Here is a 13914-nt window from a genome sequence, read left to right on the forward strand (position 1 = left end):
GCGGACTCACGCGTCGACAGGCGGGCCGTCCGGCGCGCAGGCGACGCCGACGCATCCACGTCCACCATGCATCGCAGTCAACCAGTCGTCATCTTCGGGGAAGCCATGAAAAAACAGGACCACGCGGCACTGCTGCGGGCATGCCGGGGAGAGCTCGCCGTGTTCGAATCGGTCGTGCCCAAGCCCTTGCTTGCCGAAATCAAGGGGAAGCTCGACGCCGCCCATGCGGCGACGCCGGATCACAAGCAGTTCTTCAACAGCGCCAAGGACATCCTGCACACGCTGCGCGAGATTCCGAAGTTCAAGGAACTGGAAAGCGAATCGGTGCGGCTTGCGTCCGACTGGATCGACAACACCTTGCAGGCGAAGGCCGCGATGGGTCCGTGGTTCGGCCTGCGCGTGGGCAGCGTCGCGCAGGAGGCGAACAGCCATTGCCGTCACTATGATTCGCACGTGCTGACGTTCGTGATCCTGCTGCAATCCGCGGACGACGACGAGCGCGCCGGCGATCTCATCGCCTATTCGAAGCCGCGCCGCCTGCCGGGACGCCTGGGCAACCTCTTCACCAAGAGCCTGCAGTGGGGCGAGCGTCATCTGCCGCTGTCGATCCGCACCGCACGCACGCAACGGCATCTGAAGCAAGGCATCTGCACGCGCGTCAAGGGCAAGCCCGGCAGCGTATTCATCTTCAACGGCTTTCTGATGCAGCACTGCAATCTCGACGTCCTGAACGGCGAGCGCCGCAGTCTCATCGTCCATTATCTGGATCCGGGCCTCTCGATGGGACTCTCGGCGCTCAACCGCTTCCGCCGCGACTTCGCCCCGCCGGCAGAACCGGCGCGGCCGGTCGAGCCGATCGCCGGCATGGATGCAACCTGATCTGTAAGCCAGTCGCGCGGATCAGGAAAAGCGCGTCTCGAGAGTCTGCGGGATCGTGCTGCGGCGCGTGAGCGCGCAGGCCGGGGTATGGTCGTGCGGGCCGCGCACATAGCGCTCGAGCTGGTCGATGGCGAACTGCTGCTCGTCGATCAGCTGGCGCACCATGTCGCCGATCGACACCATGCCCACGAGCCTGCCCGCCTCGATCACCGGCAGATGCCGGATCCGCTGCTGCGTCATGAGCGCCATGCAGTCTTCGGTGCTCGTGCCGAGGCGCACGGACAGCACGGGCGCGGTCATGATCTGGCAGACCGTGGTCGTGCGCGACGCCCGGTCCATCAGGATCACCTTGCGCGCGTAGTCGCGCTCGGTGACGACGCCGCAGACCGCATCGCCCACCAGGACCACCAGCGCGCCGACCTGCGCCTTCGACATCAACAAGACTGCTTCATGGACGCTTGCTTCGGCATCGATCGTGTGAACCGTTGCGTCGCGTTTGCTTTCGAGGACCTGCTTGACCGTTGCCATTGACGTTCTCCGTGGTGGTGCGGGGTAATCTTGCGGGGATGGACTGCGGCGTTTTCAGTCGAAGTCGAACAGTTCGCCGAGAAAGGACTTCTTGCGCCGCGGATGCTCGCGCCCATTGCGGGGATCGACATAGCGATGATCGTCATGACGGTAGCCGTCGCCGCGTATCGGGCGACGCTCGCGCCCGTGGTCCTGCTCGCGGCGCCATTCCTCACGTTCGGTCTTCGCCTCGGCAAGCGACGCCTGCTCGGCGCGCCGGATCAGCTGGTCGAGTTCGCCACGGTCGAGCCACACGCCGCGACACTGCGGGCAATAGTCGATTTCGATGCCGTCACGGACAGTCATCAGGAGGTCACTTTCGGGACAGACGGGGCATTTCATTTCGCTTCCTTACTTTTTGCTTTCGATGCAAGGAATTTAGCGAAACGATAGCCGTCGAAAAATATGTGATTTCGGATCTTTTGCTTCGGATTAACCGAATTAAGCGAACATTTACGGGCGGAAGACGGGCTTTTTTGCGTTCGAATGCGTGCTGGCCGAATGGACGACTTGCGGCCGCTGCCGAAAGTCCGCAAGCTCTCGTCCAGAGGCGACGCGCGTGATGCGTCGCACACGCACCGCTAAAGGTTTTCCCATGCCCGACACATCCGCGAAGAACGACGAACGCGAAGGCGCCGACACGCCCGATCTCCTCTATCTCCTGCAAGGCGTCGACGATTTCGGCCGCCACGTGTTTCCCGACAGCGAAGCGCTATTCAAGAGCCTCGCGCGCCGCCAGACGCCGCACACGCTGTTCATCACCTGCGCGGACTCGCGCGTCTCGCCGGAGATGATCACGCAGACGCGTCCCGGCGAGCTGTTCGTGTGCCGCAACATCGGCAATATCGTGCCGGCTTATGGCGAGATGCTGGGGGGCGTGTCGGCCGTGGTGGAATACGCGGTGCTCGCGCTCAACGTGCGGCAGATCGTGATCTGCGGCCATTCCGATTGCGGCGCGATGAAGGGTCTGGCTTCGGGCGCCACCATCGCCGAAGAGATGCCCACGGTGCACGCCTGGCTGCGCAACGCGGAAGCGGCCCGCAGCGTGGTGATGGCGCGCAAGCTCGAGGAAGAGCGCATCGTCCAGGCCATGGTGGAAGAGAACATCCGCCTGCAACTGACCCATCTGCGCACGCATCCGGCGGTGGCCGGACAGCTCGCGCTGGGCAAGATCCAGGTTCAGGGATGGGTGTACGACATCGGCCGCGGCAAGGTGTCGGTGTACGACGAAGCCGACAGCAAGTTCGAAACGCTCGAGCAGGCGCGCCTGCGCATGCTGCGCAAGGCCGCGCGCTAGGACAGCGGCGCGGCGTCACGCATTCGAGGCGAGCTGTGGCGCGTTACGGCTGCACGCCCTTCTTGGCCGCCAGATCCTGCGCCATCTTCAGGTGCGACTGGATCGTCGGCAGGGCCTTCTGTGCGGCCTGCTTCAGCTTCGCGTTCTGGCCTTCCGCGGCTTCCTTCTGGAAGACCTGCACCGCTTCCTGATGCCCCTGGATGCCGAGCTTCTGGATATAGGCGGTGTCGAACTCCTTGCCGTGCAGCGCCTTCAGCGAATCGAGCGCGGACGGGTCGGAATTGTTCATCGGCACGGTCACGCCGTGCGGCGCGGCCATCTTGAGCTGCATGGCCAGCTTCATGTGATCCACCATCATGTGATGCGCGAAACTCTTGACGTCCTTGTCCTGCGACTGCTTCGTCGCGAGCTTCGCCGCATCGATTTCCGTGGATCCCGCGGACGACGCGGCCTGCACAAAAGCCTTGTCCACCGGCGGCAGGTCGTTGGCGATCGTGGTGCTGGCCGCCTCCGTTTGCGCGAGCGCGCCGAGCGGCACCGCCGCGATCACCGAAGCGGCCAGCGCTGCACGCAGCGTTGTAGTGTGTTTCATGGAGTCTCCTTGGGCGGAACGTTCGCCTTCTTGCCAGCAATGGCGGTGCCCACGCCATGTCGCATCAGTACGGTCACGCGGCGGACCGACGATGAACGCTTTGCGCCAGCTTGCTAAACTGGACTGGTAAGCCACCCTTCCCGAATGGAACACCCATGCCTGTCTATGATTACGAATGCGCATCCTGCGGCGCATTCGAAGCCGTCCGCCGCATCGCCGAGCGCGACGATCCCGCCGTCTGTCCCGCATGCGGCGTGATCGCCGCGCGCGTGACCGTCGGTGCGCCGAGCGTCGGGGGTTTGGGCGCGCAGGCTTCCGGCGCGGAGGATGCCGGCAGTTACGGCATGCGCCATCGCGGCGGTTGCGCGTGTTGCTAGAAGTCCCGGCATCGGGCGCGCATGCGGGCACGGCCATTGCAAGGGGTCGTTGAAATGCCGGGCCGCGAGGCCGGGCGTATGATGCCCTCAGACGGTGTGCGTCGCGTGCCGTCGGGAGCATCGTCGTAGCGGAGCGCCTGCGTCGCCTGCGACGAGCGCGTTCTGCGTATTCCCAACGAATGTCAGGAGGTGATGAGGATGACGATTGAGTTCAGCGGACGACGTCATGTCGTGGCGGCAGCGCGTGTCGCATTCGAGGCCAAGGTGGACTATCGCGAAGTCTGGTGCAGTGTCTCCCTCGATGCGCTCAACGATCACTTCGGCAACAGCGGCACGTCTTCGCATGACCTTCTTTCCGCCTTCGAAGGAGGACGCGTACAGATCGAGGACGCCGCCCGGCGTGCGCTCGAGCGTAATCACGGTCAATCGGTCGAACTGGAAACCAACGACTTCAAGACGTCCAAGAGCATGTGACGGAGTCGTTTCCAGAGGTTTTCAAGCGGCGCATTCCGCACTCGCCGGAATGCGCCCGCGGCCCGCGTCAGCGGGTTCCGGCTCCTTCCCCCGTGCTTGCCCAGTGCTTGCTCAATGCGCGTAGAAACACTTCAACACGTCGTACATCCACCAGACCGGACACGGCGTCCGGCAGAAGCCGTCATAGCCTGCGCCGAACAGACTGTCACGCGGATCGCGCAACGCGTCCGCCGCCAGCGCGATCATCAACGGAAGCTCTGCGGCATTTCCGGTCTCGGCCAGCGCCGCACGCATCATCCGTGCGACGGCGTGGTCATGTTGCTCGCCAACCTGCGTATCGACGAACAGCACCTGCGGACGCCACTTCCGGGCGAGGACGAGCGCGTTCTGCGTCTGGCCGGCCTGCACGGCTTCGTAGCCCCGCATGGCCAGCAGCAACGCGAACGAGTCGCCGACATTCGATTCCGAATGCACGATCAGCACACGCCGCGGGCCAGCCAGCGCTGAGGTTCGCTGGTTCCAGATTTCGCACCGCTCGGTGCAGATGTCGTACGAACGTTCTTCCATGGTGGCGTGCGCGCGATGAATTGCATCGCGCGTATCCACAATTCAGCAAGCTTGAGGCCCGCCTTGGTCACGCAAATGCGATCCGGCGCGGCCTTTCCGGCCTTTCCGGCCTTTCACGCGATTCAGCGCGCCGCCAGCAAGCCGATGATCAGACCGCCCGCCGCCGCCAGCGCAATCGACTTCCATGGATTGTCGTGTACGTAATCGTCGGTGCCCTCGCTCACCTGCCGGTAGTGCTTCGCCACCCGCTGCTGTGCGTCGGCCAGGGCGTCGCGCGCACGGCGGTCCGCCGGCGGCGACGGATGGAAGCGGCTGCCCTGCCGCTCCGCCGCGGTGGCGGCCGGTTGCGCGAGCACTGCCGGGCTGTCGCCGCCTTCGAGCACGCTGCCGTGCACGTGATACGGCGCGTGATGACTGGGCTTGTGCGCTTCGCCCGGCGTCAGCGGCATAACGCTGGCTCCCTTTTCCTGCGCCGCGCCCGGCGCAAGCGCGGCATCCATTGCGGTGGTCACCGAGTGGCGTATCAGCGGCGGTTCGCCGGGCTGCAGCGGGGATGGGCTGCCGTTTGCATTGTCCATGGTTCTCTCCTGAGAGGGCGGCGCCCACGGCGCCGCAAGAAGCGTACTTCCTGACCTATGCGGCAAGGTTCGCACCGTTTCCTGATGACGGCAATCGGCTGATGCGCCTGCCCGGCAGCGCGCCTCGCCCTTGCCAATTTTTCTCACATATCGGTGAGAATTGCTCGTTTGCCGCCCCGCCCGCGCGCGCCTACGATGCGGGCGTGAAACCCGGCGCGGCACGCCCTCCCTTGCATGTTTCGTTTCACGCCGCGCCGAAACGTCAGCCCCGCCGCCGTGGCTACGATGGCTTCACATCGACTCTTATAACAACGCCCAGCCATGAATCCCGCCAATCTTGCTCAACTGTTTGTGCTTGCCGCGCTGTGGGGCGGCTCGTTCCTGTTCATCCGCGTCGGCGTCACCGATTTCGGCGTGGCGCCGCTGATGGCGCTGCGCGTCGGCATCGGTGCGGCGTTCCTGCTGTTGATGCTGGTGCTGCGCGGCACGCTGCGTCCGGCGCTCGCGACCATGCGCCAGCGCGCGTGGCCGCTGCTCGTGGTCGGCATCCTCAATTCAGCGCTGCCGTTCTGCCTGTTCGCGTATGCCGAGCTGACCCTGTCGGCGGGCGTGACCTCGGTCATCAACGCGACCACGCCGCTGTGGGGCGCGCTGGTCGCGTTCCTGTGGCTCGGCGACCGGCTGACGCGCATGCGCATTGCGGGCCTGGCGCTCGGCTTCGCGGGCGTGCTCGCGCTGGTGTGGGACCAGATGTTCGCGCACGACGCCAGTGTCGCCACCGTGTCACCGCTCGCCACCGCCCTCGCCGCACTGGCCGCGCTCGCCGCGACGCTGTGCTACGGCATCGCCGCGAGTTACACCAAGCGGCATCTGATGGGCGTCGATTCGCTGACGGTCGCCGCCGGGACGATGAGCGCCGCCACCCTCGTCCTGCTGCCGTTCGCGCTGATCTCGTGGCCCGCCGGCGCGGTATCGATTCACTCCTGGGGCGCGGTGCTCGCACTGGGCGTCGCGTGTACCGGCATCGCGTACATGATGTTCTTCCATTTGATCGCCGTCGCCGGACCGGCCCGCGCCATCACGGTCACCTTCGTCATTCCGATTTTCGGGATCCTGTGGGGCGCGTGGTTTCTCGCTGAACACGTGTCTGCCGGCATGGTGGCGGCCTGCGCGGTCGTGCTCGTCGGGACGGCGCTCGCGACCGGCGTCGTCACGCGGGTGCCGTTCATCGGCGGCCGGTGCGTCGAAACTTCGAAGCAGAGCAAGGCCTGAGCGCCGTTGCCGCTCAGTGCCAGTGATGCCGCAGCGGCCCGTCTTCACCCGCGACCGGATCGCTCGACGGAAACGGCAGCGCTTCCATGGCGGCGCGCTCCCGTTCGTCGAGGGCTTCGCGCCGGATGTCCCACTGCTGCCCCGGCGGATAAGCGCCGACGACCTGAAAGCGGCGCCCCGACGTGAGCAGGCAATGGCCCGTGCCGGCGGGCAACACCAGCACATCGCCCGCACTGACCGCGATCACGCGGCCATGCGGACCGCCGAGGATCAACTCGGCATCGCCGGACGCGATACCCAGCGCCTCGTGCGCGGTGGAGTGGTAGTGGTGATAGTCGAAGACGCTGTCGCGCCATTGCGGCGGCCAGCCGTTTTGCGCGAACAAGGCTTCGAAACGGCCGGCGCCGTCCGGCGCGAGCGGCTCGATTGCGCCGCGCCAGAGCATGACCGGCAGACGCCGGTTGTTCGGCACCCAGCCGTTCTCGGGCAACATGAAATGCTCGCAATGCGCGTGTTGCGCCAGCAAGCGTGCGGTGTGCTCGGTCATGATGCGCAGTCTCCGGAACGATGAAGACCGGCGCAGCAACGGGCGTTCCTATTGATGAAAAGCGCTCGGAACGCCCGGCGAAACCGCGGCATCAGTGTCCGTGCCAGTGACCTCCGCCTCCGCCGAAACCAATCCCCAGCGACACCGAAGGCGCCGCGTAATAACCAGGACCGTAGGCGTATCCATACGCCGGCGCATAACCGTAGCCGTAGGCTGGTGCGGGCGCATATCCATAAGGCGGCGCATAGACACAGCCGCCGAGGGCGGCCGCCAGCAGCAGCGCGGCGCTTACAGCCAGCGTACGCGCGCGGCGCGCCGGGCTTCGAGCTCGTGACGAGTTATCCATGATGTGCACTCCCCGGAAAATTCGCCCTTACCAGTGACGGTAGCCATAGCCGCCGTGATGCGCGTACCAGTCGCGCCGCGCCCAGTAGCGGTTGCCGTCCCAATAGCGGTCGCCATGCCAGCCGATGTAGATGGCCGGTCCAGGCGCCATGACCACCGGCGCCGGCTGATACATGACGGGCGCGGGCGGCGCGGCATAGACGGGAGGCGGCGGCGCGACGTACACCGGCGGCGGCGGCGCCACATAGACCGGCGCGGGCGCCGCATAGACCGGGACCCCGAGATTGATGCCGACGCTCACCCGCGCCATCGCCGCTTCGCATGCCAGTCCCGCCGACAGTGCGATGCCCACTCCAATCAAGCCCTTGACGTTCATTTTTATCCTCTTCCTGGCTGCGGCCGCAGACCGGCCATGTATCCAGAGTAGCGAGGCGCCTGGCCCGTCGGGTTACAAGGCCTGTAACAGATGTGAATACTGAAACGAATGTGCGGAAACGCGTCGCGGGTTTCCGGGCTGGTCGGGTTGCGCGCCGGACCGCCGCCATGGGATAGTTCCGGCTTCGTCAAAAAACCGGCAGCACGATGGACCTATTGCGGAGCATGAGAATCTTCGCGCGCGTGGCGGAAGCGGCCAGCTTCACTGCTGCGGCGCAGCAAATGGATATCACCACGGCGCAGGCGTCGCGTGCGGTGACCGAACTCGAAACTCATCTGCGCACACGCCTGCTGAACCGCACGACGCGCCGCGTCGCGCTCACCGACGCCGGCAATCGATATCTCGCCCGCTGCAAGGAAGTGCTGGAACTGGTGGACCTGTCCGAAGCCGAAGCCAGCGACGCCCAGGTCCTGCCGAGCGGCGTGCTGCGCATGCATGCACCGATTACCTTCGGCCAGCATTACGTCGTGCCTGCACTCACCAACTATCTCGAGGCGCATCCGCAGGTGCGGGTCGAACTGACGCTGTCGCAGCACGTGCCGGACATGCTCGACGAAGGCTTCGACGTGTTCCTCCAGGTCACCACCTCGACGCTGCCGGATTCCGCCTTCGTCTCCACGAAAATCTGCTCGATGCCGAGCGTGCTGTGCGCATCTCCTGGTTATCTGAAGAAAGCGGGCGCGCCGCGCAATCCGGAAGACTTGCCGAAGCACGCATGCCTGCAAATGGTGACGACCGTGTTCCCGCTCGACCGCTGGCTGTTCGATGGACCACGCGGCCGGGTCGAAGTGGATCTGGAGCCGGGCCGGCTGCGCGTGAATTCCGCCGATGCACTGGCCGTCGCGCTCTCGAACGGCCTGGGCATCGCGCCGCTGCCGATGCTGGCTGCCCTGCCGTGGCTGGAGAGCGGTGCGCTGGTGCGCGTGCTGCCCGAATGGGAGCTCCAGTCGATGACGATCTATGCGATGTACGCATCGCGCCAGTATCTGGACGCGAAGATCCGGACCTGGATCGCGTTCCTGAAGGAATTCGTGCAGGGCACGCTCGCGAGCGAACACGCCTGAATTTCCCGCGCCTGAAGCGCCATCAAGTTAAGCGCGTTGCGTGCGTTAAGTGCGCAAGCGCACACAGCTCGCTCCGGCGCAGGTTCACTAAACGCGTAGTTGCAAGCATGATTCGGAACACTAAACTGCTTGATGATGCGGTCGCGGCGCCCCGGCGCAATGCACTGCAACAGAGAGGAGTCGGCCGACATGTTCAGCACGCTGCTCGCGGGCACCGCATCCCCCACCTTGCGGTTCTGTATTGCCACGTTGCTGGGCGCGGCATGCGCGCCCGTCCATGCCGGGCCGAGCGGCGGACGCATCGTCGCGGGCTCGGGGACGATCGGCGGCAGCGGTTCGGCCACCGTCATCCAGCAGGACAGCAGCCGGCTGGGCATCGACTGGAATGCGTTCAGCACCCGCCCCGGCGAATCCGTCACCTTCAATCAGCCCGGCGCGAATGCGATCGCGCTGAACCGCGTCGTCGGGCCACGCCCTTCGCTGCTGTTCGGCAAGCTGAGCGCCAACGGGCAAGTATTCATCGTCAATCCGAATGGCGTGATCTTCGGGCCGGGCGCGCAGGTGAACGTCGGCGGCCTGCTCGCCTCGACGCTCGGCCTGTCCACCCAGGATTTCATGAGCGGCCACTATGCCTTCGCAGCGAGCGATCAGCGGCATGGGTGGGCGCATTGGCATCATCGTCATGGCGATGACGGCGACGGCGCGCCCGTCGTCAATCTCGGCACGCTCACCAGCGCACCCGGCGGCTATGTCGCGCTGGTCGGCGCGCGCGTGATCAACGCCGGCACCATCACAACCCCGGAAGGCGTCACGGCGCTCGCGGCAGGCAGCCGCGTGGCCGTCACACTCGGCGATCACAGCCTGATCGGGCTGTCGGTCGATCAGGGGACGCTGCACGCGCTCGCCGCCAATCACGGACTCATCCAGGCCGATGGCGGCCAGGCCTGGCTCACCGCCCGCGCCGAGGACGCGCTGTTCGGCAGCGTCGTGAACAACAGCGGCGTCATCCAGGCGCGCAGCGCGGTGAACGAAAACGGCGTGATCCGGCTGGTCGCGGAAGGCGGCGTGGCGCGCGTCGGCGGCACGCTCGACGCCTCTGCTCCCAGCGGCGGCAACGGCGGCTCGATAGAGACGGCGGGCACCCAGGTCCGCGTGGCCGACGACGCGCACATCACGACGGCGGCCGCATCGGGCCAGACCGGCACATGGCGTATCGACAGCGGCTTGTCGGCGCGGGTCGGACCGGACGGCGGCTCCGCGTTCGCCCGTCGCTTCGAGACGATGCAAGGCAGCACGCTGGCACGCGCGCTCGCATCGAACAATGTCAGCATCAATGCGGGCGACGGCGTGCTGATCGACGGGCCGGTCGCATGGAGCGGCGCGAATACGCTGTCACTCGCCGCGCCACGCGGGATTGCGCTGGACGCGGCCATGACCGCACCGCAGGGCACGCTGGCGATGTCGACGGCCGGCGCCGCCACGCAGCGCGCCGCCATCGCGGTGGCCGGACTTGCGTTGCAAGGGGCCACGGGCGCCTACACGTTCACGAATGCATCGAACAACATCGGCACGCTTGCCGCCAATGCCAACGCGCTCTCCGTCACCAGCGCCACGCCGCTGACGGTCGGCAGCGTCGCCGGATTGACGGGCCTTGCAGCGAGCGGCGCGGTGACGCTGGCGGCGCCGTCGCTGACACTCGCCGCTCCGGTATCGAGCCGCGCGCCGGGCACGGCGATCACGCTGGCGTCGGCGTCCTTCGACAATCGTGCCGGCGCCCAGGCGCTCTTGACGCCCAATGGCCGCTGGATCGTCTATTCCGATTCCCCGTATGCCGACCGCTTCGGCGGCCTGCAAAGCGGCAATCTCGCGCTCTGGGGCGACGCCTACGACGCCGGCGCCGGCCATTCGGATACACGCGCCGCGTCGTCCGCGGGCAACCGCTTCGCGTTCGATGCGCTGCAGCAGGTCACGCTGACGGCGGTGAACCTCGACGTGCCATTCGACACGCCGCGCACGCTCGGCCCGAACGACGTGACGATCGCACTGCGCTACGACGGCACGAACTACGGCCACGCGTTCGCGGACAGCCCGACGGTGCACGAGCCGTTCGTCTTCACGGTGACGAGCACGGGCGCTTCGCCTGGTGCTGCGAGCGGCGAATACGCGATCACGGTCACCACGGCCGGCGGCCCGACGGGTTACCGGATCACCACGCAGGGCGGCACGCTGCGGATCGCGGCGGGACCGCCGCCGGAGCCGCCACCGTCCCCGCCGCCACCACAACCTCCACCAGCGACGCCCGATCAGCCGCCTGACGAACCCGCCATCGCGACGGCGGCGACGCTCCCCGGCATCCTCGATTCGGTGCGCACGGACGCCGCGAATCCCGCGCCGCTGTCGGACGCGACGCCGGGCCTCGAACCGCAGTCGGCGCCGCTGGTGCAGCAGCGGTCGGATTCGTCGAGCGACGGCAGCCGTCTGCCGGACGACGCATGGCCCGGTCACGTCTGCCGCATGTGAGGCCCGCGCGCATCCGGCGCCTCGAGCCCTCCACCCGCAGCCGCAGCCGCGCCGGGCGGCGGCGCTTCGCGGCGCTGCTGGCCGCGCTGGTCGCCGCCGGCTTCCGCGACATCCGCGATGCGCGCGCCCAGACGCTGCCGAACGCCGGCACGATCCTGCGGGAACAGCAGCAGCAGACGCCCGCCCCGCCGCCGCCGTCCGATCTGCGCCTGAACGTGACGCCCGCGCCCGCCGCGCCGCAGGAACCGGCGCCGGGCGGCATCCGCTTCGAGGTCAAGGGCTTCGAGTTCAGCGGCAATACGGTCTTTTCGTCGGCGCAATTGCTCGACGCGGTGCGTCCGCTGATCGGCCCGAACCGTTCGCTCGACGATCTCGACAACGCCGCCGACCGCATCAGCGCGTTCTACCGCCAGCACGGCTATCTGGTGGCGCGCGGCACCGTGCCGCCGCAGCAGATCGACCATGGCATCGTGCGCATCGCGGTGAGCGAGGGGCATTACGGGCGCATCGGCATCGACAACCGTTCGCGCACCCGGGACGCGGTGCTCGAACGCTTCCTCACGCCCTTGCACAGCGGCGACGTGATCGACGAGCACGCGCTCACCCGCGCGACGCTGCTCGCGCAGGACGCCGCCGGCGCCACCGGCGCGAACGCGACGATTGCGCCGGGCCTCCTGCCGGGCACCTCCGACCTCACCTTGCAGATGCCGCCGGCGCCGGCGCTGTCGGGCAGCGTGCAGGCCGACAACTTCGGCCAGACGACGACCGGCACCGCGCGGCTCATCGGCGCGCTGCAGTGGAACAATCCGCTCGGCATCGGCGACCAGCTGGGCGCGCGGCTGCTCGGCTCGATCACCGGGCAGTTCTACGGCAATCTCGGCTATACGGTGCCGCTCGGCGGCAGCGGGCTCAGCTGGGGCGCCGGATATACGCGCTCGACCTATTCGGTGGGCGGCCAGTTCGACGATCTCGACGCCTACGGCAGCGCCAATGTGTGGTCCACCTTCCTGAGCTACGCGCTGCTGCGCGCGCCCGCGGCGAACGTGTACGCGACGCTCGGCTATGATCACAAGCTGCTGTCGGATCATCTGGGCGCGTTCGATTCCGTCGACGACAAGAACAGCGACGTCGCGCGCCTTGCGCTGTCGGGCAACCTGACGCTCGAAAAGAGCATCACGACCTTCGATCTCGGCGCCCAGCACGGCAACCTGCGTTTCAAGTCGCCGCAGCCGGGACAGGCCGCCGCGCAGATCGCGGGTTCGTTCTCGAAATTCGTGTTCGCGCTGACGCACACCCAGGTGCTGGGCGCGCAGGCCAACGGGACTCAGTTGTACTTCTCGCTGAACGGCCAGGCGAGCTCGCGCAACCTCGACTCCTCCGAGCAGATCTCGCTGGGCGGGCCGTACGCGGTGCGCGCCTACGCCACCGGCGACGCGCCCGTCGACGAGGCCTACATCGCGAGCCTGGAACTTCGCCAGGGCGTGCCGCAGACGCTCGTGCCGGTGCGCGTCACGCTGAGCGCTTTCGCCGACACCGCCGACGGCAAGGTCGTCGCGCATCCGGTCGTGCCGGGCAGCAATCATGTGCGGCTCTCGGGCCTGGGCGTCGGCGCGAGCGTGGCCGCCCCGCACGATCTCCTGCTGTCGATGTCCTGGGCGCATACGCTCGGCTACGTGCCGGCGACGCTCGGCACCGGCCACGCGAACCGCTTCTGGGTCGCGCTCACCAAATCGTTCTGAGACCGGCCATGGCGCGCGTCCTCATCTTTCTGCTGTGTCTGCTCTTCGCGCTGAGCGCGCGTGCCGAGGAAAGCCGCACGGTCGCGACCATCAAGGCGCTGGTCGGCAACGTCGCGATCCAGTCGGCGAACGGCGCGCAGCGTGTGGCGGCCGCAGGCGGCGAAATCGACAATGGCGACACGGTGCAGACCGGTGTCGGCGCCGAGATCGTGATGATCTTCACCGATGGCCAGCGCGTGTACCTGAAGCCGGGCTCCGTCTTCCGGGTCGACGACTTCAACTATGCCGCCGGCGCGCCGCAGCAGGACCGCAGCTTCCTGTCGCTGGTGAAGGGCGGACTGCGCGCGGTGGACGGGCTGGTCGCGAAACAGGGCAAGCCGGAGAACTATCGCGTGAAGACGCCGACCTCGACCATCGGCATTCGCGGCACCGAATATTCCGTCACCGATTGCGCCGATGTCGAACCCGGCAGCAACGCGAACTGCAAGGGCGAGCAGATCGTCGTGTACGACGGCCAGATCGTGGTGCTCAACCAGGTCGACAGGCAGATCGTGCGCGCGGGCGAAGGCACGATCGTCGTCAGTCCGCGACTGCCCTTCGGCGTGCTGCCGGCCTCGCGCGTGACGCCGGTGGTGCCGTCGGCGGCCTGCCGCTAGCGGA

17 protein-coding genes are annotated in these 13914 nt (G+C 67.1%); 9 read left to right on the plus strand and 8 right to left on the minus strand.

What is annotated here, in order from left to right:
• Nucleotides 1-105: 105 nt before the first annotated feature.
• Entirely contained in the window at nt 106-879 is a 774-nt protein-coding gene (locus QCE69_RS07255) for a hypothetical protein (protein WP_309930100.1), read from the plus strand.
• Between the two features lie 21 nt (nt 880-900).
• Here QCE69_RS07255 and QCE69_RS07260 read toward each other — a convergent pair whose 3' ends face one another.
• Nucleotides 901-1407, minus strand: coding sequence for a CBS domain-containing protein (locus QCE69_RS07260; RefSeq protein WP_309916283.1), 507 nt, complete (start codon nt 1405-1407; stop codon nt 901-903).
• A 54-nt stretch (nt 1408-1461) separates the two neighbouring features.
• On the minus strand, nt 1462-1788 hold the full coding sequence (locus QCE69_RS07265) for a zf-TFIIB domain-containing protein (protein WP_309916285.1): 327 nt from the start codon (nt 1786-1788) through the stop codon (nt 1462-1464).
• Nucleotides 1789-2041: 253 nt separating this feature from the next.
• On the opposite strand from QCE69_RS07265, the gene QCE69_RS07270 reads away from it, so the two are divergent.
• A complete protein-coding gene (locus tag QCE69_RS07270; protein WP_309916287.1) occupies nt 2042-2743 on the plus strand; it encodes a carbonic anhydrase in 702 nt (233 codons plus the stop codon).
• A 43-nt stretch (nt 2744-2786) separates the two neighbouring features.
• Here the strand turns inward: QCE69_RS07270 and QCE69_RS07275 are convergent, their stop codons facing one another.
• The gene (locus tag QCE69_RS07275; protein WP_309930101.1) at nt 2787-3335 is read right to left on the minus strand and encodes a DUF4142 domain-containing protein; all 549 of its coding nucleotides are present in this window, start codon (nt 3333-3335) and stop codon (nt 2787-2789) included.
• A 155-nt stretch (nt 3336-3490) separates the two neighbouring features.
• On the opposite strand from QCE69_RS07275, the gene QCE69_RS07280 reads away from it, so the two are divergent.
• Nucleotides 3491-3712, plus strand: a complete 222-nt coding sequence (locus QCE69_RS07280) for a zinc ribbon domain-containing protein (protein WP_309930103.1) — start codon at nt 3491-3493, stop codon at nt 3710-3712.
• Between the two features lie 198 nt (nt 3713-3910).
• On the plus strand, nt 3911-4186 hold the full coding sequence (locus QCE69_RS07285) for a DUF1488 domain-containing protein (protein ID WP_309930105.1): 276 nt from the start codon (nt 3911-3913) through the stop codon (nt 4184-4186).
• A gap of 111 nt (nt 4187-4297) precedes the next feature.
• Here the strand turns inward: QCE69_RS07285 and QCE69_RS07290 are convergent, their stop codons facing one another.
• Nucleotides 4298-4753 (minus strand): response regulator, encoded by a 456-nt coding sequence (locus tag QCE69_RS07290; RefSeq protein WP_309916297.1) that lies wholly within the window; start codon nt 4751-4753, stop codon nt 4298-4300.
• A gap of 122 nt (nt 4754-4875) precedes the next feature.
• Entirely contained in the window at nt 4876-5331 is a 456-nt protein-coding gene (locus QCE69_RS07295) for a glycine zipper domain-containing protein (RefSeq protein WP_309930107.1), read from the minus strand.
• Between the two features lie 321 nt (nt 5332-5652).
• Between QCE69_RS07295 and QCE69_RS07300 the strand changes: the two genes are divergently transcribed.
• Entirely contained in the window at nt 5653-6603 is a 951-nt protein-coding gene (locus QCE69_RS07300) for a DMT family transporter (protein WP_309930109.1), read from the plus strand.
• A gap of 13 nt (nt 6604-6616) precedes the next feature.
• Here the strand turns inward: QCE69_RS07300 and QCE69_RS07305 are convergent, their stop codons facing one another.
• The 3 genes from QCE69_RS07305 to QCE69_RS07315 form a co-directional block, all read right to left on the minus strand.
• The gene (locus QCE69_RS07305) at nt 6617-7150 is read right to left on the minus strand and encodes a cupin (protein ID WP_309916305.1); all 534 of its coding nucleotides are present in this window, start codon (nt 7148-7150) and stop codon (nt 6617-6619) included.
• A gap of 91 nt (nt 7151-7241) precedes the next feature.
• Nucleotides 7242-7496, minus strand: coding sequence for a hypothetical protein (locus tag QCE69_RS07310; protein WP_309916307.1), 255 nt, complete (start codon nt 7494-7496; stop codon nt 7242-7244).
• 27 nt (nt 7497-7523) lie between these two features.
• Nucleotides 7524-7871 carry a hypothetical protein gene (locus QCE69_RS07315; protein ID WP_309916309.1) on the minus strand — a complete coding sequence of 116 codons (348 nt, stop codon included), beginning with the start codon at nt 7869-7871 and terminating at the stop codon, nt 7524-7526.
• 206 nt (nt 7872-8077) lie between these two features.
• On the opposite strand from QCE69_RS07315, the gene QCE69_RS07320 reads away from it, so the two are divergent.
• The 4 genes from QCE69_RS07320 (at nt 8078) to QCE69_RS07335 (ending at nt 13910) form a co-directional block, all read left to right on the plus strand.
• On the plus strand, nt 8078-8995 hold the full coding sequence (locus QCE69_RS07320) for a LysR family transcriptional regulator (protein WP_309808375.1): 918 nt from the start codon (nt 8078-8080) through the stop codon (nt 8993-8995).
• 189 nt (nt 8996-9184) lie between these two features.
• The gene (locus tag QCE69_RS07325; protein ID WP_309930110.1) at nt 9185-11515 is read left to right on the plus strand and encodes a filamentous hemagglutinin N-terminal domain-containing protein; all 2331 of its coding nucleotides are present in this window, start codon (nt 9185-9187) and stop codon (nt 11513-11515) included.
• Nucleotides 11488-13254, plus strand: a complete 1767-nt coding sequence (locus QCE69_RS07330; RefSeq protein WP_309930111.1) for a ShlB/FhaC/HecB family hemolysin secretion/activation protein — start codon at nt 11488-11490, stop codon at nt 13252-13254. Before QCE69_RS07325 ends, QCE69_RS07330 begins: the two co-directional genes overlap by 28 nt.
• Nucleotides 13255-13262: 8 nt before the next feature.
• Nucleotides 13263-13910, plus strand: coding sequence for a FecR family protein (locus QCE69_RS07335; protein WP_309930113.1), 648 nt, complete (start codon nt 13263-13265; stop codon nt 13908-13910).
• Nucleotides 13911-13914: the final 4 nt, after the last annotated feature.

Origin of the sequence: Caballeronia sp. LZ032, from assembly GCF_031451315.1 — a bacterium.
In the GTDB taxonomy this organism is placed as follows: Bacteria; Pseudomonadota; Gammaproteobacteria; order Burkholderiales; family Burkholderiaceae; genus Caballeronia.